We start from the raw sequence: 18739 nt of genomic DNA on the forward strand, positions 1-18739 counted from the left end.
CCCTCGGGGAACACGGCGACGACCTCGCCGCCGCGCAGCAACCGCTCGGCGTCGGGTTGGCACGCGAGGGTATGACCGGCACGACGTGCGATGCTGCCGACCAGCGGCGTCTCGAACGCCAGATCCGCGGCGAGCATGCGCAGCGCGCGATGCTGGGGGTGGTGATCGCGCATGGCCACCGACGCCATCAGACCGTCGACGGGGATGACGCCGGCGTGGTTCGACACCACGAGCGCGCCGCCCTCGGCGGGAACGTTCTCGATGCCGCGGACCTCGACGCGGAACCACTTCTCGAAGAGCGGTCGGAGCGCCGGCAGCCACACGGAGTCGGCGAAGTGCGGGTCGTATCCGAATTCGTCCACCTCGTAGTCGCCCGACAGACGGGTGCGCAGGAAATCCGCTCCCTCGGTGACACGCTCGACCAGGCTGCGACGCACGGACTCGACCGCCGACGAGGACTCGGCGGCCGGCTCCTTCGTCGGCAGATCGGACGCGGCGTCGTCGGTCGACGTGACGTCCGGGAACACCAGCGGCGTCGGGACGTCGACACGCGGCCCCGGGATCAGCGGATTCGTCGCGGGAGGCCGCTCCGCGTACGACGACGGGTGTCGTCCGCGAACGTCCTCCGGAGCACTGGCGGACATGCGTAGACGATCGTTCGCCTTGCCGTGCAGGGGAATGACTTTGGCCACGTCGCTCACTTCCGTCCCGTCCCGGCAGCGAGTTCGACGGGACCGCGGGGCGGTACGCCGCCGAGGACAGCCGTGAGCCTGGACTCCACGGCGTCGACCCATTCCCGGCGGATCACCGGAGTCAGGGCGACACCGCGGACGAAGTCGTCGAACGCCTGGACGGTGGTCCAGCGCGGCGTGAAACTCAGGTCGTTCTTCATACGCGTCGTGTCCACCCCGCATCCGAAGTTGAAGTAGTCGATCTGCTCGGTCGAGAAGCTCCGCATCAACGATCCCATCACCGCACGACCGGTGGTGCGGAACAGCGCCGACGGAACCGGGAGTTCCACGCGACCGGCCCGTCGAATCGCCTGGGACAGCATGATGATGCCGTCGGCCGCGATGTTGAAGGTTCCGGCCGGCCCGGAAAGAGTGGCCCGTTCCAGAGCGGACAGGGCATCTTCCTCGTGCAGCAGTTGCATCCGGGCGTCGCGGCCGAGAATCGACGGGGTGACCGGTGAGGTCAGGTAGCGGGACACGGCGCCGTTGAGACGTGGGCCGATCATCGGAGCGTTCCGCAGGATGGTCACATCGATGTCCGGCCGACGACGGCCGAGCCCACGTGCGTAGCCCTCGGTCTCGATGGCGTCGCGAGCGAACCCGCCCTTGGGCCGCGACCTGGCACCCATCTCCTCCGTGAACTGGGCGGGGTCCTTGGCGCTGCATCCGTAGACGGCGGTGGACGAGCGCAGCACGACGTGCCGCACGGTCGGAGACTTCTGGCAGACGGCGAACAGCTGCATGGCTCCGAGGACGTTCAGATCCTTCATCACCGTGCGACCGCCACCGCTCGGAGGCCGGGAGATCAACGATGCGTGCACGACGGTGTCGACGCCCGCATTGCGAATGACCTTGCCGATCAACGGGTTACGGATGTCGGCGCGCACGAATTCGGCGCGGCCCATGCGGCGGATCATGTCCTTCGACGGGGCCACCTCGTCGACGGCGATCACGCGATCGATCGACGGGTTCTGCGCCAGACGCATGGTGAGGTACCCACCCAGGAACCGACTGGCACCCGTGACGAGCACGACTCGCGGAGCGTCACGCTCCACTCGGTCTTGGCTCACGTGACCCCCGTTCGTCTCACCGTGCACCGCCATGGTGCCACGAAGCCGGCGTCACCGCTCCCGGTCGCACCGGATACGGCCGCTCCGGATACGACACTGCCCGCGATGGTCGACAAACGACCGTCGCGGGCAGTGGATGCTTCGCGGGCTAGTGGATCACTTACCCAATTTCCTGCGCTGAACGCGAGTGCGGCGAAGCAACTTGCGGTGCTTCTTCTTCGACATGCGCTTGCGACGCTTCTTGATCACTGAACCCATGCGGGTGTCCTCGCGTTCTTTCGTATCTGTACAGCTGCACTGCTGATACCGCTGCTGATGCTGTTCGGTTGTCGGCGGACACGGCAGTATGGGGACTGCGCGCTCACGCAACTCAGCCCCATCATACCCAGCTCACACGACGACCGATGACCGGCCCACCGACCAGCGGGAGTCGGACTCGCGCCGGATGACGACGCGCGGAGGATATGCCCTTCCCCGGGCATTCGACTCGGCGCAGCGAATCCGGACGTCGAGTGCCCGGACGTCGAGTGCTCAGCCCGCGTCGAAGTACGAAGTCTCCAAGTAGTCGTGCACCGCCTTCGCATGCACTCGGAACGAACGACCCACACGAACAGCGGGCAACTCGCCACCGTGCACCAAGCGGTACACGGTCATCTTGGACACCCTCATCAGTGAGGCCACTTCGGCCACCGTGAGGAACTGGGTTCCGGCCACAGCCGGTTGACCGTCGTGGGACGAGCTCTTGCTCGACCCGGACGGCTTGTTGACGGATTCCATAGATCCACATACCTCCGGCACGCCCGCGCCGCCGGCTTCCCCTCCGGCGGAACAGACACGCACGTGCTGCAGCGAGCTTAGCGGGACTCGAGTGACTTATGCGACGGGTGGGGGTGACCAATATTTATTCGGTCGTCGAACCCAGGGCGGTACTGCGGCTCTTCGCAGCGTCGATCGCGTCGAGAAGCGCAGCTCTGAAGCCCTTTCGCTCCAATTCGGCGATCGCCGCGGCGGTCGTGCCGCCGGGAGAGGTCACACCCGCACGGAGCTCCTGGGGGGACTCGTCGGAGCGATCGAGCATCGCGGCGGACCCCACCATCGTCTGCACGACGAGCGTGGTGGCTGTATCGCGGGGCAATCCGAGACCCACGGCGGCGTCGATCATCGCTTCGGCCATCAGGAAGAAGTACGCCGGACCCGAGCCCGAGACGGCGGTGACCGCGTCGATCTTCGTCTCGGACACGACGGCCGTCTTGCCGACGGTTCCCAGCAGTTTGCGCACCGTCTCGATGTGCTCCGAGCGGGCGTGACGGCCGGGCGCCAGCACGCTCATCGCCTCGCCCACGAGCATCGGGGTGTTCGGCATGACCCGGACGATGGGAATGCCCGCCGGCAGCTTCGGCTCGTACCGCGACGCCGGAACGCCGGCCGCCATCGACACGATGATCTGCTCGCGCTCACCGTTCAGCTCGGCCTTCGACATCTGTGTGATCACCGAGTCGACGTCGTCGGGCTTGACGGCCACCACGATCACGTCGGCGCCCTCGATCGCGTCGGTCACGCTGGTGGACCGGATACCGAACTGAGCGGCCACCGCATCCGCGCGCGCCGGGTACTTCTCCGACAGCACGACGTGCCCGGCCGGCATTCCGCCCTCGATCAGTCCTGCGATCAACGCTTCCCCGATACGGCCGCCGCCGATCACCGCAATTCTCGTCATGCGCCCCAGCGTGCCATGTCGGTCCGAGCGTGCTGCACCGGTCCGTCAGGGAGCGAGCGGCACCATGGCGAGCTGCCGGCTCTGGACCACGACGGCTCCGGTCGAGTCCACGACCGTGTGGTCCTCCTCGAACCACGACCCACCCAGCACGGTGCTCGACGACTTCACGCGCAACCACCCGGGAGCGGGGCGTCTGCGGAGATAGGTGGTCAACTGCACCGTCGGCGCCCAGCCGAACAGGCCGCGGTTCATCGTGACCGGGGGACAGATGTCGCCGGTCATGATCGCGAAGAGGGCGGCAGTCGCGGGATCGTTCTCGTCCTCCGGGCGCGGTCGGACCCACATCCGGATCTCCATCGACCCCTGCTTGCCCGTGAGGAAGTGCGCCGTCGCCGGGTCGTGTCGCATGTCGCAGCCCGCCGCGATGTGGACGATGTCGGCCATGGGGTGACCGGGCACGATCTGCGGCGCGGACGTCGGCGGCTCCACCGACATGTCCAGGACCGAGGCGAGTGTCGAATCATGCTGCTGATGAACAGGTTCGCCCTCGTCCGGCGTTCCCAGCGTGACGACGCCGCGCACCGCCGGCTTACCGTTCTGCATCAGCACGGAGTCGACGTGGACGACGCGTCGACCGCGCTTGAGCACCGTGGTCTCGATCGTGACGGGGCCGGGATCGGGGGCAGCGAGGTAACTCGCGCTGACCGCCAGAGGAGCCAGGTCCACCGGGTCGTCGTCGAGCGCCAGCCGCTGCACCGCGGCCGATGCACAGACACCCATCAGCGCTCCGCCGTGAACCTTCGGTCCGATGGTCCACGTCGGGTCGACGACTCCCTCGAACACGTCGGGGCCGACTCTGGTCAGAGTCGTCAGGGTGCGGAACGGTGCGTCGGTCACGTGTCACTCGAATCTGTCGTGGGGTTCTCTGAGGTCGTATCCGGTGTCGAATGCAGGCTGTCCGCGCGGGCGAGGTCCTGGTGGGCCAGACGGCGGAGTGCAGCGATGACAGGCTCGTAGAGGACGGTGCCGAGGACTGCGAAGCGAACCGCGCTGCGCGGATCACCCTGCTCGGCCACCCTCGCCCACTCCCCCTCGGCGATGACGCGGACGGCGCGGGCGTAGTTCACGACGTCGTCGTCCGACAGCGGAACCCCTGCCGCATCCGCCGCGCGCAGTGCGTGCTCGAGCTGCCGCGCAGCCGGCCCGTCGACGGTCTGCCCCGATCGCTGGAGGATCCGCAGGGCGCGAAGTGGCTCGTCGGACTCGTCCAGATAAGGAGGCAGGGCGCGCAAGGCTCGACCCATCGCGGGATAGAGCGTCTCGGATGTCGCATCCAACGCGTCGAGGACCGTTCGGATACGACCGATCGGCAGGGAGGCTCCGGTGAGGGCCCTGATCAACTGGACGCGCTCGAGGTGGTCCTCGGTGTAGTCGGCCGCGGCAGTGGGTGCATCGGGCGTAGGTCCCACTCCGGGCGTCAACAGGCCCTCACGCAGGTAGAACTTGATGGTCGCGCGCGGAACTCCCGCTCGGTCGACCAGCTCGGACATGCGCACGAAGCGACTCTATCCGAAGGTGGATAGTGACACTATCCAGCACCGTTCAGGCCGGCGCGAGATGCTTCCGCGCGAAGGCCAGGGACCGTTCCAACGCAGCCGAGCGCTCGGTGGCCGTGCGCGCGTTCTGAGTGTTGATCTCGAGCACCGCCTGCCCCTGGAATCCGCGCGCCACCAGTGTGTGGCAGACCTCGGCGACCGGTTGAGTTCCGTCGCCGGGCACGAGGTGCTCGTCGACCGACGCCCCCCGGCCGTCCGCGAGGTGCAGGTGCCGGAGTCCGTCGCCCATCCGGGCGGCGAGCGTGACGGCGTCGAGACCCGAGGTCGCCGTGTGGGAGAAGTCCAACGTGTAATGCCGGTGACCGACGTCGGTCGGGTCGTACGACGGCGCGAACGCCGTGAAACCGAGCCCCGGCTTCCCGCCTCGCTTGGTCAGCCGCTTGACCGAGCCGCTGCCGGCTCCGAACAACCGATCGGCGCGCATCGGGAACATGTTCTCGACGGCCACGACCATGCCCTCGTTGTCTTCCTCGAGTTCCGCCACCTGGTCCGCGAAACCGTCGGCGTAGATGCGCTGCCACCGGAACGGCGGGTGCACGACGACCGTGTCGGCGCCCAGCGCTTCCGCCGCGTGGACCGACCGCACCAGCTTGGACACCGGATCCGATCCCCACACGCGCTGCGTGATCAACAGGCAGGGCGCGTGGATCGCCAGGACCGGAACGCCGTACCTGCGGCTCAGCTGCTTGATGGCGCCGATGTCCTGGCTGATCGGTTCCGCCCACACCATCAACTCGATGCCGTCGTAACCCAGGTCCGCGGCGAATCGAAAAGCTGATTCCGTGTTCTGCGGATACACCGAGGCCGTCGACAGGCCGACGGGAACGTGGCGGGGTGTCACGTGGTGCTGAGCATGAAGGCCAAGGGGCCCAGCGTGACGAACCCACCGACGACCACCGCCAGCAGGATGGACACGATGTCGTCGGTACGGCGCAGCACACGCACCACGGCGACGAGCCCGACGATCACGAAGAACGCCAGCACCAGCGCCACCCACGGGAGCATTTCCCAGAGGCGCTCGAAGCCCTTGAACAGCAGGGCTCCCAGCACGATCGCAATGACACCCTGGCCGAGCAACGAGAGCCACTGGCGAACCGGGCTGCGACCCTTGGCCGGTGCCGACGGGGCGTCCTCGGTTTCGGCCGGGGTCTCCGGGGCCTCGTGGTCGGTCTCGTGGTCGTGGGGGTCGATCGCGGGAACGATGGTCGTCTCCGCGCTCGCGGTGTCGACGACGTCGTTCTCGCTCGTCACCTCGTCGTCCGCCTCGACGGGCCGGGGGTCTACGGGACGGGAATCGACAGGGCGCGCTTCGTCCGCACGATCACGGGTGTCCGCACGCAACTTGTCGACAGCCACCGACGGGGCGCCGGAGAACAGCGCCGGTTCCGGACGTACCTGCCGAGCCGGCCCGAAAGCCGGTGTCGGACGTGACGGGCGGACTACCTGCGCAGGCGTCGGTCGGACGGGTTCGGGTCGCTCGTCGCGTACGTGCTCGTCGGCTGCCGTCTCGTCCGGTGCGACCGCAGGCTCGTCGGCCTCGGGAGCCATGTCCTCGGGTGCTTCAGCCTCGGGTGCTTCAGCCTCGGGCGCTGCGTCTTCGGGTGCTTCAGCCTCGGGTGCTGCGTCTTCGCGGGCAGTGTCCTCGGGAGTGGCGTTCTCCACGGGGCGGACGATCGGGATCTCACCCGTCAGTTCTGCGACGGAGATGCCGCCCGCCATTCCGCGGCGGCGGCGACCTCCGCCTGCCTGTGTGCCCACCTTCGCGCCGTTGCGCGCCAGCAGTTCGGCCACCGACACCTGTCCGGTGTCCGCAGCGCCGTCGTTGTTCTCGTCGCTCATGTCTCTCGACTCTCCACCACTTCGCCGAACGTCTCCGTGTCCAGCTTGCGCAGGATCAGTCCCTCACGCAGAGCCCACGGACAGATCTCCAGCGAATCGATCGACAGTGCGCGCATGCTCGCCTCGGCGACCAGTGCACCGGCCACCATCTGCCTCGATCGATCCGCGCTCACACCTTCCAATTCTGCACGGTCCGCCGAGGTCATCCTCGAGATGAAGGAGATGACCTGGCGAAGTCCGTCGGCGGTCAGGGTTCTGACCACCCGCGGACCGGCGGCCGACGGTGCGGCTCCGGTCAAGCGTGCCAACGAGCGGAACGTCTTCGACGTTCCCACCGCACGGTCCGGGACGCCGGGCTCGAGCAGCTTGCGGGCCGGCTCGACCAGTTCCGCGTCGAGCCAGTCGCGGAGAACGGCGACGCGTCGCTTACCCGGCGGGTCCTCGGACAGCCAGTCCCGCGTCAGCCGGCCTGCGCCGAGCGGAAGGGACATCGCGACGTCGGGGTTCTCGTCGATCCCGGTGCTGAGTTCGAGGGAACCGCCGCCGATGTCGAGGTCGAGGATCCGGCCGGCGCTCCATCCGTACCACCGACGCACGGCGAGGAAGGTCAGACGCGACTCGTCCTCACCGGACAGAACCTGCAGGCTGACACCGGTTTCGTCGCGCACTCGGTTCAGCACGGCGGTCGAATTGCGGGCATCACGGACGGCGGAGGTGGCAAAGGCCATCAACTCCCCGCAGCCCGAGGACGTGGCGATGGACGAGAAGTCGGCGACCGTGCGCACCAGTCGATCGGAGCCGGACTGGGTGATGTCACCGGCGTCGTCGGTGTTCTCCGCCAGGCGCAAGGCAGCCTTGGTGGAGCTCATCGGTGTCGGGTGTCCGCCGCGATGGGCGTCGACCACGAGCAGATGAACCGTGTTGCTTCCGACGTCGAGCACCCCTAACCGCACAGGGAACACCGTACTGGGTCTAGCGTCGTGGCTTGTGACACGTGCTGACAAGGCGGGTAGGCCGGAGGCCGGGCGACGGTCGGGCGAGGCCACCGGACGGCCCGCGGACGTGCTGGAACCCGCCGCGACCCGCAAGCTCGACCCGGCCCCGGAAGTCTCGCCCGACTTCCCGCGAGAGTGGATCGAGTTTCCCGATCCCACCAACTCCGAACACGTCATCCGCGCGGATCTGACGTGGTTGCTGTCGAGTTGGACGTGCGTCTTCGGAACACCCGCGTGCCAGGGAACGGTCCCCGATCGGCCGGACGACGGGTGCTGCTCGCACGGCGCCTTCCTCTCCGACGACGACGATCACGCCAAGCTCACCGCCTCCGTCGAGATGCTGACGCCGGACGACTGGCAGTTCTTCGACAAGGGACACGGCAAGAAGGGCTTCGTCGAGGTCGACGACCTCGAGGGCGAGCAGGCCCTGCGCACCCGCAAGTACAAGGGTGCGTGCATCTTCCTCAACCGTCCCGGATTCGAGGGCGGTATCGGCTGTGCACTGCACCGGATGGCGCTGCGCACCGGCGTCGAACCCCTCGAGGTGAAGCCCGACGTCTGCTGGCAGCTGCCCATCCGCCGCACCCAGGACTGGGTCACCCGCCCGGACGGCGTCGAGATCCTGCAGACCGTCGTCGGCGAGTACGACCGACGCGGGTGGGGTGAGGGCGGCGCTGACCTCAGTTGGTACTGCACCGCCTCCCCCGACGCCCACGTGGGCACCGAGCCCGTCTGGCAGTCCTACGCGCCGGAGCTGAAGGAACTGCTCGGGCAGGACGTCTACACCGAGCTGGCCGCGCTGTGTCGGCGTCGGCAAGGTTTGGGGTTGATCGCCGTGCACCCCGCGACCCGTCAGGCTCAGCGCACGTAGGGAGCGGGGCTCACTCCTCGAGCTTGTACCCCAGCCCGCGGACGGTCACGAGGTGCACCGGCTTGGCCGGGTCGGCCTCGATCTTCGAGCGCAGACGCTTGACGTGCACGTCCAGAGTCTTGGTGTCGCCCACGTAGTCGGCGCCCCAGACCCGGTCGATCAGCTGCCCGCGGGTAAGGACTCGGCCGGAGTTGCGCAGGAGGTACTCGAGCAGGTCGAACTCCTTGAGCGGCAACGTGATCTGCTGTCCGCCGACCATCACGACGTGGCGTTCGACGTCCATGCGCACGGGCCCGGCTTCGAGGATGCTGTTGTCGTCGATCTCCTCGGTGTCGGATCCGCGGCGCAGGACCGCGCGGATGCGGGCGATGAGTTCGCGCGACGAGTACGGCTTGGTGACGTAGTCGTCGGCACCGAGCTCGAGGCCGACGACCTTGTCGATCTCGCTGTCACGGGCGGTGACCATGATGACGGGCACGCCGGACCGGCTGCGTAGGTGCTTGCAGACGTCCGTTCCGCTCATGCCGGGCAGCATCAGGTCGAGCAGCACGATGTCCGCGCCGACGCGATCGAATTCGGCCAGGGCCGAGGGGCCGTCGCCGACGACGGTCGCGTCGAACCCTTCCTTGCGCAGCAGGAACGCCAGCGGGTCGGCCAACGATTCTTCGTCTTCGACGATGAGCACGCTCGTCATGGGGTGTCCTTCTCGGTCATGACGGCTCGCCGTCGTCTTCGATGTGAGCAGGTACGAGGAGCGTGAAGGTGGAGCCCGTTCCGGGCTTGCTCCACAGCTCGATGCGGCCGTTGTGATTCGCGGCGACGTGTTTGGCGATGGCGAGGCCCAGTCCGGTTCCGCCGGTGGCGCGCGAGCGGGCCTTGTCGACGCGGAAGAAGCGCTCGAACACGCGCTCCTGGTCTTCCTTGGCGATGCCGATTCCACGGTCGGTCACCGACAGCGCCACCATGCTGGTCATGCTGTTCTCGTCGTGACGCAGCGACCGGGTGACCGACACGGGTGACCCCTTCGGCGAGTAGGCGATCGCGTTCTCGACGAGGTTGGACAGCGCCGTCACGAGCAACGTCTGGTCGCCGAGGACTTCGAGACCGCTGGGACGGTCGACCGTGACGGTGATGCCGGCGACCTCGGCCTTCATCTCCGACCGCGCCAACGCCTGCTTGACGACGCTGTCGACGTCGACCACGTCCAGATCGGGGAGCTTCTCGGCGCCCTGCAATCGGGACAGCGCGATGAGCTCGCTGACCATGTTGCCGAGGCGGGTGGACTCGTCGAGCATCCGTTCGCCGAAGCGCTGGACGGAGGCCGGGTCGTCGCGCGACTGCAGCAGCGCCTCGGCCAGCAGGCTGATCGCGCCGACCGGGGTCTTGAGCTCGTGGCTGACGTTGGCGACGAAGTCTCGTCGGGTGGCCTCCATACGGACCTGCTCGGAGTCGTCGTCGGCGAAGAGGACGACGAAACGGCGGTCCTCCCGGCTGAGCAGCTGCGCGGTGCCTTTCACGGCGATGCCGGCGCGACCTCGGGCGTCGAGGACCGTGAGGTCCACCTCGACGTTCTCACCGGTCTCGAGAACCCTGGTCGCGGCCTTCCACGCGCGGTCGTCGAGCGACCGTCCGCGCACGAGTCCCAGTTCCTGGGCACGCGGATTGAACAACACGACATCGTGGAACTGGTCGACGACGGCGATACCGCTGTGGGCAGCGAGCACAATGAGGTCGAGCACCTGGGACATGGTGAGCCCGCTGTCGCGACTCTGTCGGCGATCGTGCCGTGAGTTCAGGTAGGGGATCAGAACTCCGGCGACCAGGTATCCGCCGATCGCCGCGACGGCGGCGATCAGGACGACGGTCGGTGTGGTCACGGGCCGATCGTACGGTCACACGAACGTGCACGAACGCACGGTCGGCCGGGTTTTCCCGCCGTTACCGCACGTCCGGCACACGTTCGCACCGTGTTCACCGATGCGTTACTTCTCGCCCTGGTTCGCCACAGCCTTCGCGCCCGCAGCGGCTGCCTCGGGATCGAGGTAGGTGCCGCCGTGATTGGTCGGCACCAGCTTGCCGTCGGACTCTTCCAAGTCGTAGCGCAGCGGGATGCCGGTGGGGATGTTCAGCGCGGCGATCTCGGAGTCGGAGATGCCGTCGAGGTACTTGACCAGCGCGCGCAGCGAGTTGCCGTGCGCAGCCACCAGGACGTTCTTGCCCTGCTTCAGCTCGGGGACGATGGTTTCCTCGTAGTACGGGATGAACCGTTCGACGACGTCCTTCAGGCATTCCGTCAGCGGGACGTGACCGATGTCGGCGTACCGCGGGTCGGCGTCCTGGCTGTACTCGCTGCCGACCTCGATGGGCGGCGGCGGCGTGTCGTAGCTGCGGCGCCACAGCATGAACTGCTCGTCGCCGTACTTGTCCTTGGTGGCTGCCTTGTCGAGGCCCTGCAGCGCACCGTAGTGCCGCTCGTTGAGTCGCCAGTCGCGGACGACGGGGATCCAATGGCGGTCGGCAGCATCGAGCGCGATGTTCGCGGTGCTGATCGCACGACGCAGCATCGAGGTGAACAGCAGGTCGGGCAGGACTCCCGCCTCGACGAGCAGTTCGCCGGCGCGCTTGCCTTCGGCCTCGCCCTTCGCGGTCAGGCGCACGTCCTGCCATCCCGTGAACTGGTTGGACGCGTTCCATTCGCTCTCGCCGTGGCGGAGAAGGATCAGGGTTCCGATGCTCATGCCGCCCAGTTTCTCACGAGGCCGTCGACGACACGACCCGTCGGACGCGGCGGTGAGACCGGCACTGGCGAGAACTGCGCTTCCGCCGGGCCGAGCTGGCGTGACCGCTAGCCTCTGCGGATGAGAACCCGCTGGACAGTGGCGCTCGCGGCGTGCGCGTGGCTCGCGTGCGTCCCGACCGCCACAGCCGATCCCCTCCCCGTCGACTACAACTTCTTCGGTGGCTTCCCGGCGGAGATCGCGAACCCCGGAGGATCGCTGCCCGGGACCAACGATTTCTCGTGCGTGCCGACGGCCAAACACCCGAACCCGGTGATCCTGGTGCACGGCACCGGAACCGGGCAGCAGACCGGGTGGGGTGTGTACGGACCGTTGCTGAAGAACGAGGGTTACTGCGTCTTCGCGCTCACCTACGGAGCCCTGCCGGGGCCGTGGCCGATCTCCGCGATCGGCGGCCTCGGGCCGGTTCCCGAGAAGGGTGCGCAGTTCGCCGCGTTCGTCGACGAGGTGCTGTCGGCGACGGGTGCCGAGAAGGTCGACATCGTCGGACATTCGCAGGGCACCGTTCTGCCCAACTACTACGCGCAGGTGCTCGGCGGAGCGGACGACATCGACAAGTACGTCTCGCTGGCTCCGCTGTGGAAGGGCTCGGGCCCGTCGCAGGTCGCGTGGCCCGCCGCGTCGTACCGCTACGCGCCGGGCATCACCTACACCAACATCATGACGCGGTACGACGAGGTGGTGGTGCCGTACACCGACGGCTACGTCGAGGCTCCGAACGCCACGAACATCGTCGTCCAGGACACCTGCGATCTCGACTTCTCCGAGCACGCGGGCATCGTGGGTTCGCCGAGAGCCGCCGCATTCGTCCTGAACGCGTTGGACCCGGCGAACCCCGATGCTGTTCCGTGCGAGTTCGTTCCGCCCTTCACCGGCTAGCGGACGCCGTCCCACACCGTGCGGGTGTCGGGCCGCGGGTCGTTCACCACGGACGACTCCGTCCCGAACATCTTCACCGTGCGCTCGGACCCGTACTGCGCCCAGCCGGGGTCCCCGTCACGCACGAAATCGACCCACGCACGGTGCATCTCGTCGGCAAGGCTCTGCGGCGGGTTCGGTCCGGTGATGCGCGAGGTCTCCGGCTTGTGCAGCACGTCGAACACGAACGGGATGTCGAGCGCGTGACAGGCTCCGAGTTTGCCGTCGAACAGCGATGAGCGCCACGTGAATTCGTAGACGTGAGCCGGATGCGCCTCGACAACGCGGACCGCGGGGATGCGGAAGAACCAGTCCGTCATCACGGCGATCATCAGGTCGCCGGGTGATGCGTCCGGGTTCTGCGCGCGATACGAGTCCAGGACGGACGGGTCCAGCCGGTACCCGGCCAGCACCAGGCGCAGGTAGTCCTCGGTGATGTGGGGAACGATCCCGGCGGGAACCAGGAAGAAGGCATGCTCCTCGCTGGTGGTCCCGATCATGAGCTCCACGTCGGCGCCGGCGCCGGCCTCGATACGCGAATAGGGAAGCGCGGGTACGACTTCCCCGTCGATGTACGGCTCGAACGCCATCATGTTCAGCGCTACCTCACCCCACGCACCGCTCGAGGCCTCGGCAGCGATGCGATCCGACAGCGTGCGCTGCGCATCGACGAGCGCGTCGACAGGCACGGACGCGAGACCCTCGACAGTCGACTCGACCCCCAGCGACGTCGCCAGTGCGGCGGAGATGGTCGACGCGGTCTCGGCTCCGATGACGTGGTGTCCGGCGCCGCTCTGCAGGATCGCCCGATGGAACAGCCCCTCGGCCAGAGGCATCGACAGCAGGGTGCCGATGCTCATCGCGCCGGCCGACTCTCCGGTGATCGTCACCCGGTGCGGATCGCCGCCGTAGGACGCGATGTGGTCGCGCACCCACTGCAGTGCGGCGACCTGGTCGAGCAGACCGCGGTTGGCGGGCGCTCCGTCGATACGGGCGAAGCCGTCGACACCGAGTCGGTAATTGATCACGACGGCGACGACACCGTCCCGCGCGAATGCCGTTCCGTCGTAGGCGGGGACGGCGTTGCTGCCGTTGACGAAGGCGCCGCCGTGGATCCAGACGAACACGGGCGCGGAGCCCGTGACGTCGGGGCTGTAGACGTTCACGTTCAGGCAGTCCTCGCCGGCCACGACGGGCTCGCTGAGGATCTCACTGGTGGGCGGTCGGTAGCCCACCTTCGGAACGGTGGCGCCGAACTCCAGCGCGTCGCGGGTGCAGGACCAGCGCGGCGGGGCGGTGGGTGCCTGGAATCGGTTGGCGCCGAACGGCGCCTCTGCGTAGGGAACTCCGAGGAACGTGGCGACGCCGTTCTCGGTACGTCCGCGTACCTGGCCCTGGGGTGTGTCGACGGTGATCGTGTCCATGGCTCATGAGTACCACCCCGAGCGACCCCACACCCCCACGATGACGCGAACACCCTCTCCAGCACGCTGAAGAGGGTGTTCGGGTGGGGCAGGGAGTGTCAGCTCGCGGCAGGCTCCGCGGACCGCAGGTCCTTGCGCAGGATCTTGCCCGACGCGGACTTCGGGACCGTGTCGATGAACTGCACCTTGCGCACCTTCTTGTGCGGCGAGACCTTCTCGGACACGAACGCCATGACCTCGTCGGCGGTGAGCTCGGCGCCCTGCTGCAGCACGACGAACGCCTTCGGCACCTCTTCGCCCTCGTCGTCGAGCACGCCGATGACGGCAGCGTCGGCGATCTGCGGGTGGGTGAGGAGCAGCGACTCGAGTTCGGCCGGCGGCACCTGGTAGCCCTTGTACTTGATCAGCTCCTTGAGCCGATCGACGATGCTGACGCAGCCGTGGCCGTCGACGACCGCGATGTCACCGGTGTGCAGGTAGCCGTCCGCGTCGAGGGTCTCGGCCGTCGCGGCGTCGTTGTTCAAGTAGCCCACCATGACGTTCGGGCCCTTGATCCACAGCTCACCGGGCTCGCTGACCGCGTCGGAGCCGGCTTCGGGGTAGGCAACTTCCTCGCCGGTGGCCGGGTCGACGAGCTTGTTCTCCGAGTTGGCGACGGCGGTGCCGCAGCTGCTCAGCGGCATGTCGTCCCCGTCGAACGGGATGGCGTGCGAGACCGGGCTGAGCTCGCTCATGCCGTAGCCCTGACGCACCTTGGTGTGCAGTCGCTTCGCGACGGCGTTGCCCAGGTTCTCGTCGAGCGCGGCCGCACCGGAGAAGACCATCCGCACGCTGGAGATGTCGTACTGGTCCACCATCGGGTGCTTGGCCAGCGCGACGGCGACGGGCGGCGCGATGAAGAGGTAGGTGATCTTCTTCTCGGTGGTGAGGCTCAGGAACTGCTCGAGGTCGAAGCGCGGCATCGTGACCAGCGACGCGCGCACCTTGAGGCCGAGGTTGAGCAGCACGGTCATGCCGTAGATGTGGAAGAACGGCAGCACGGCGAGTAGGACGTCGTCCCGGTTCGCGCCCATGCGCGGCTCGATCTGCGACACGTTGGCGACGAGGTTGCGGTGCGTCAGCATGACGCCCTTGGGACGCCCCGTCGTTCCCGACGAGTACGGCAGCACGGCGAGGTGCGTAGAGGGATCGAAGCTGACCTCGGGGGCCGACGCGCCTTCGGTGAGCAGATCCTTCAGCGACTGGTGACCGTCGGCTCCGTCGAGCACGATCACCTTGTCGTCGGCGAGGCCGACCTTCTCCGCGGCGGCCTTGGCCTGCGGGAGCAGCGCCGACACCGTGAAGATCATCGTGGCCGACGAGTCGGTGAGCTGCTTGGCGATGTCGTCGGCGTTGTAGAGCGCGTTGATGGTCGTCGCGATGGCGCCCGCGCGCAGGATGCCGTGGAACACCGACGCGAAGGCCGGGACGTTGGGCGAGTGCAGGGCGACGACGTCGCCGACCTTCACGCCACGCGATGCGAGTGCGCCGGCGACGCCGCCGATCTGGGCGACGAGCGTGCGGTAGTCGGTGACCGCACCGCTGGGGCCGTCCACCAGAGCGGGACGAGCGAGATCGTCCTCGGACAGGTCGCCGAAGAGGAAGTCGTAGACGGACTTCTCCGGGATCTCGACATCGGGATACGGGCTGCGGAAACTCATGGAACTCCTCTGGACAGCGCGAGACAGGGGACTGCTGGCACGACGTTACTGTGTCGAGTTGTCACACCAACCAGCACGACGCCGTGGGTGACAGTCGTCACAAGCATGACAGTACCTGCCGGGTGTCCGATTCAGAGGCGCTACTCGGCCGACTCGTCGACCTGTACCCATGAGGCAGGACCGTTGTCCGGGCGGCCGTTGACCAGGTGCTCGAACGCTTCCAGGTTCTTCAGCGATTCCCCGCGCGACACCCGCCACGCCCACTCGCGCTTGATCGACTCGGCGAATCCCAGTTCGAGAAGGACGTTGAAGTCGCCGTCCGCAGCCTCGAGCACCTGGCCGAGCACTCGGTCGATCTCGTCGCCCGTCACCGCGTGCGTCGACATCTTGCCGACGAGGTAGATGTCACCGATCTTGTCGATCGTGTAGTGGACGCCGTACAGACGACGGTTGCGGCGCAGCAGGTATCGGTAGACACCCTCGAAGTTCTCGTCCGGCTTGCGGCAGACGAAGGCCTCGATCTTCAGTCCGTGATTGCCGACGGTCAGCAGTGTCGACGTCTTCAGCTTCTTCTCGCCCGGAAGGTCGACGACGAACTGCGCGTCCGACGGTCGCGTGTAGTCCAGTTCCCGATCCCTGAGAACCGAGTCGATCAACTCCGCAGTGCTGCTCACAGCGCTCCCACCGATCCTGTTCGTCGTAGTCGCCACAGACCCCTCGGCCTGCGCGGCGAGAACTCGCCCGTAGGACGTTGCCCGGTCGGTCCACGTCCGAACCTCCACGCCGCACGGGCGTAGGTGTCCAGCAGTGCCTCCGCGGTGTGCTCCCACGAGAAATTCTCCGCATGCTGCGAAGCATTCGACGCCATCAGCGCTCGCAGACTGTCGTCACCGAGCAACGACTGGACCGCCGTGGCCCAGTCGGCGGGGTCGTGACCCTGGACGAGCAGTCCGGTCACCCCCGATCGCACCGCCACGCCGAGTCCCCCGACATCGGCGGCGACCACCGGGGTTCCGCACGCCTGAGCCTCGATCGCGACCAGACCGAACGACTCCGAATAACTGGGCACCGCAACCAGATCGGAGGCGCGGTACACCTGCGCCAACCGCTCCGGCGGCTGCGGCGGAAGGAAGGTGACACGGTTCTCGATGCCCAGGGACCGCGTCAGGTCGATCAACGAATCGGGACGCTCGAGACCGGTTCCCGACGGGCCGCCGACGATGAGCACCCGTACCCGCGTGTGCGGATCGCGGCGAACCATCTCGGCGACAGCGGCGATCAGGACGTCGGGCGCCTTCAACGGTTGGATACGGCCGACGAACGTCACCACCGACTCGTCCGTGTCCAGTCCCAGTTCGCGACGGGCAGCGGCCTTGTCGCCGGGACGGAACATCGCGAGATCCGCACCCGGGGCGACGATGTCGATCTTGTCCTCGGCCGCGTCGTACAGGTCCACCAACGCGCGCGCTTCGTCGTCCGTGTTCGCAGTGAGGCGGTCCGCTTCCTCCACCACCTGCTTCTCACCGATGCGTCGGGCAGCGGGCTCCGGCTTGTCTCCGGCGGCGACGGACAGGTTCTTCACCGCGGCCAGCGTGTGCGCGGTGTGGACCAGCGGCACCTTCCACCGGTCGCGAGCGAGCCAGCCGACCTGGCCTGACAGCCAGTAGTGCGAATGGATCATGTCGTAGTAGCCGGGATCGTGCCGCGCTTCCTCACGGAGGACACCGGCCGCGAACGCACACAGCTGCGTAGGGAGATCCTGCTTGTCCAGGCCCTCGAACGGGCCGGCCGCGATGTTGCGCACCAGGACCCCGGGCGCCGCCTCGATCACCGGTTCGTCGCGTGACGACGTCGCCCGGGTGAAGATCTCGACCTCGACCCCGCGAGCGGCCATCTGCACCGCAGTCTGCAGGACATAGACGTTCATGCCGCCCGCGTCCCCCGTCCCTGGCTGTGCCAGCGGAGACGTGTGCAGCGACAACACGGCTACCCGATGCGGGCTGTGACGGCGGACCACACTCCCAGTGTGCCCTGTCCGATTGCGCCGCAGGCCCCCGCCTACCCGGCCATCCCCCTACGAGCGTGCCGACACATGCGCGGGAACCCGCCGACATTCACAGCGCCGGGAACACGTACGCCACTGCCCCGCGGGAGTCATGGGAACACGTCGGAGGGCGCTGTTACCTTCGCACACATGTTCGAACAGGGGTGGGCGACGCGGGATCCGGAGGCCATGGGCCTACCCGGAACACTCCTCGACGCACCCGTGAACACCCTCCTGTCCACGATGTCCTACGCCGCGGCCGGACTGTCCTATCTCGAATGGACCCGATACCGGGCCGCAGCGGAACTGCACACTCGACTCGTCCTCCCTCACGAGATGTCCGATCACCGCCTGATGGACGCGACGACGCACTGCGCCGCCCGCATCTCGGCCGTCCTGTCGATCAGCCAGGGCGCCGGAGAAGGCATCGTGACCCGCGCCGTCGCACTCCGCGACCGGCTTCCCCGTGTGGCCGAGTGCCTTCGCGACGGCCTCATCGCCCCCAAACACATCCACACCATCATCGGCCGAACCGACCTCGTCGACGGCACCACGTACGCGCGGGAGGTCGACACCGAGATCGCCGCGGCCCTACAACGCCGCGGCTCGTGGTCGGACACACGGATGCGGGACATGATCGACCGCATCGTCTACCGCCACGATCCCGACGCCGTCAGGGAACGCCGTGTCCTCGCCGAGAAGAACCGCAGCTTCTGGATCGACGCAGGACCCGACGGCATGGCCTACCTGGGCGCAACCATGACAGCCGAAAAAGCCGTCGTCCTCGCCGCCGCTGTGCAGGAGTTGGCCGGACGCGTCTGCCGCAAGGATCCTCGCAGCACAGGCGCCCGTTCCAGCGACGCCCTCTTCGCCCTCGCCACCCGCACAGCGTACGAATGCCAGTGCGACGACCCGGACTGCTCCGCGCCCGGATGGACCGGCGAGGACGGCCTGCTCACCTCCGTCATCGTGCACGTCGTCACCGACACCACCACCATCGCCGACTCCACCACCAC

The 18739-nt window shown here is 67.7% G+C and carries 20 protein-coding genes; 3 read left to right on the forward strand and 17 right to left on the reverse strand.

Annotated features, from left to right (window positions below; translation table 11 throughout):
- From RU01_RS21830 to RU01_RS21870, 10 genes are all read right to left on the reverse strand, one after another.
- A partial coding sequence (locus tag RU01_RS21830) for a 1-acyl-sn-glycerol-3-phosphate acyltransferase (protein ID WP_042576713.1) occupies positions 1 to 701 on the reverse strand: 701 nt, incomplete at its 3' end.
- On the reverse strand, positions 698 to 1834 hold the full coding sequence (locus tag RU01_RS21835) for an NAD-dependent epimerase/dehydratase family protein (protein ID WP_082043331.1): 1137 nt from the start codon (positions 1832 to 1834) through the stop codon (positions 698 to 700). The genes RU01_RS21835 and RU01_RS21830, both read right to left, overlap by 4 nt.
- 123 nt (positions 1835 to 1957) lie before the next feature.
- The gene (locus RU01_RS22675) at positions 1958 to 2059 is read right to left on the reverse strand and encodes a 30S ribosomal protein bS22 (RefSeq protein ID WP_003402602.1); all 102 of its coding nucleotides are present in this window, start codon (positions 2057 to 2059) and stop codon (positions 1958 to 1960) included.
- Between the two features lie 273 nt (positions 2060 to 2332).
- Complete coding sequence (locus RU01_RS21840; RefSeq protein WP_027504502.1) at positions 2333 to 2578, reverse strand: helix-turn-helix domain-containing protein; 246 nt, start codon at positions 2576 to 2578, stop codon at positions 2333 to 2335.
- Between the two features lie 124 nt (positions 2579 to 2702).
- Positions 2703 to 3518, reverse strand: a complete 816-nt coding sequence (gene proC, locus RU01_RS21845; protein ID WP_042576714.1) for a pyrroline-5-carboxylate reductase — start codon at positions 3516 to 3518, stop codon at positions 2703 to 2705.
- Between the two features lie 45 nt (positions 3519 to 3563).
- A complete protein-coding gene (locus RU01_RS21850) occupies positions 3564 to 4415 on the reverse strand; it encodes a thioesterase family protein (RefSeq protein ID WP_042576715.1) in 852 nt (283 codons plus the stop codon).
- Positions 4412 to 5068: a MerR family transcriptional regulator gene (locus RU01_RS21855; RefSeq protein ID WP_231568811.1), complete on the reverse strand. Its 657-nt coding sequence runs from the start codon at positions 5066 to 5068 to the stop codon at positions 4412 to 4414. Before RU01_RS21855 ends, RU01_RS21850 begins: the two co-directional genes overlap by 4 nt.
- Before the next feature lie 52 nt (positions 5069 to 5120).
- Entirely contained in the window at positions 5121 to 5975 is an 855-nt protein-coding gene (locus RU01_RS21860) for a sugar phosphate isomerase/epimerase family protein (protein WP_197074866.1), read from the reverse strand.
- The gene (locus RU01_RS21865) at positions 5972 to 6973 is read right to left on the reverse strand and encodes a Yip1 family protein (RefSeq protein ID WP_042576717.1); all 1002 of its coding nucleotides are present in this window, start codon (positions 6971 to 6973) and stop codon (positions 5972 to 5974) included. The genes RU01_RS21860 and RU01_RS21865 overlap by 4 nt, the downstream gene beginning before the upstream one ends.
- Entirely contained in the window at positions 6970 to 7926 is a 957-nt protein-coding gene (locus RU01_RS21870; RefSeq protein ID WP_042576718.1) for a Ppx/GppA phosphatase family protein, read from the reverse strand. Before RU01_RS21870 ends, RU01_RS21865 begins: the two co-directional genes overlap by 4 nt.
- 112 nt (positions 7927 to 8038) lie before the next feature.
- On the opposite strand from RU01_RS21870, the gene RU01_RS21875 reads away from it, so the two are divergent.
- Entirely contained in the window at positions 8039 to 8839 is an 801-nt protein-coding gene (locus RU01_RS21875; protein ID WP_042576730.1) for a hypothetical protein, read from the forward strand.
- 10 nt (positions 8840 to 8849) lie between these two features.
- Here the strand turns inward: RU01_RS21875 and RU01_RS21880 are convergent, their stop codons facing one another.
- From RU01_RS21880 to RU01_RS21890, 3 genes are all read right to left on the reverse strand, one after another.
- Positions 8850 to 9533: a response regulator transcription factor gene (locus RU01_RS21880; protein WP_042576719.1), complete on the reverse strand. Its 684-nt coding sequence runs from the start codon at positions 9531 to 9533 to the stop codon at positions 8850 to 8852.
- 16 nt (positions 9534 to 9549) lie between these two features.
- Positions 9550 to 10716 carry a sensor histidine kinase gene (locus RU01_RS21885; RefSeq protein ID WP_042576720.1) on the reverse strand — a complete coding sequence of 389 codons (1167 nt, stop codon included), beginning with the start codon at positions 10714 to 10716 and terminating at the stop codon, positions 9550 to 9552.
- A 105-nt stretch (positions 10717 to 10821) separates the two neighbouring features.
- Positions 10822 to 11586, reverse strand: coding sequence for a phosphoglyceromutase (locus tag RU01_RS21890; protein WP_197074869.1), 765 nt, complete (start codon positions 11584 to 11586; stop codon positions 10822 to 10824).
- A 111-nt stretch (positions 11587 to 11697) separates the two neighbouring features.
- Here RU01_RS21890 and RU01_RS21895 point away from each other — a divergent pair, with 111 nt between their 5' ends.
- Complete coding sequence (locus RU01_RS21895) at positions 11698 to 12516, forward strand: esterase/lipase family protein (protein ID WP_042576722.1); 819 nt, start codon at positions 11698 to 11700, stop codon at positions 12514 to 12516.
- Here the strand turns inward: RU01_RS21895 and RU01_RS21900 are convergent.
- From RU01_RS21900 to mshA, 4 genes are all read right to left on the reverse strand, one after another.
- Positions 12513 to 13979: a carboxylesterase/lipase family protein gene (locus RU01_RS21900; RefSeq protein ID WP_042576723.1), complete on the reverse strand. Its 1467-nt coding sequence runs from the start codon at positions 13977 to 13979 to the stop codon at positions 12513 to 12515. The two genes, RU01_RS21895 and RU01_RS21900, sit on opposite strands and share 4 nt — an antisense overlap.
- A 98-nt stretch (positions 13980 to 14077) precedes the next feature.
- The gene (locus tag RU01_RS21905) at positions 14078 to 15679 is read right to left on the reverse strand and encodes an AMP-binding protein (protein WP_042576724.1); all 1602 of its coding nucleotides are present in this window, start codon (positions 15677 to 15679) and stop codon (positions 14078 to 14080) included.
- A 140-nt stretch (positions 15680 to 15819) separates the two neighbouring features.
- Positions 15820 to 16353, reverse strand: a complete 534-nt coding sequence (locus tag RU01_RS21910) for a YbjN domain-containing protein (RefSeq protein WP_042576725.1) — start codon at positions 16351 to 16353, stop codon at positions 15820 to 15822.
- Positions 16350 to 17696, reverse strand: a complete 1347-nt coding sequence (gene mshA / locus RU01_RS21915; RefSeq protein ID WP_042576726.1) for a D-inositol-3-phosphate glycosyltransferase — start codon at positions 17694 to 17696, stop codon at positions 16350 to 16352. The genes RU01_RS21910 and mshA overlap by 4 nt, the downstream gene beginning before the upstream one ends.
- 177 nt (positions 17697 to 17873) lie before the next feature.
- On the opposite strand from mshA, the gene RU01_RS21920 reads away from it, so the two are divergent.
- The coding region (locus RU01_RS21920; protein WP_042576727.1) for a DUF222 domain-containing protein at positions 17874 to 18739 on the forward strand (866 nt) is incomplete at its 3' end.

It is taken from the genome of Rhodococcus sp. MEB064 (assembly GCF_000834565.1).
In the GTDB taxonomy this organism is placed as follows: domain Bacteria; phylum Actinomycetota; class Actinomycetes; order Mycobacteriales; family Mycobacteriaceae; genus Rhodococcoides.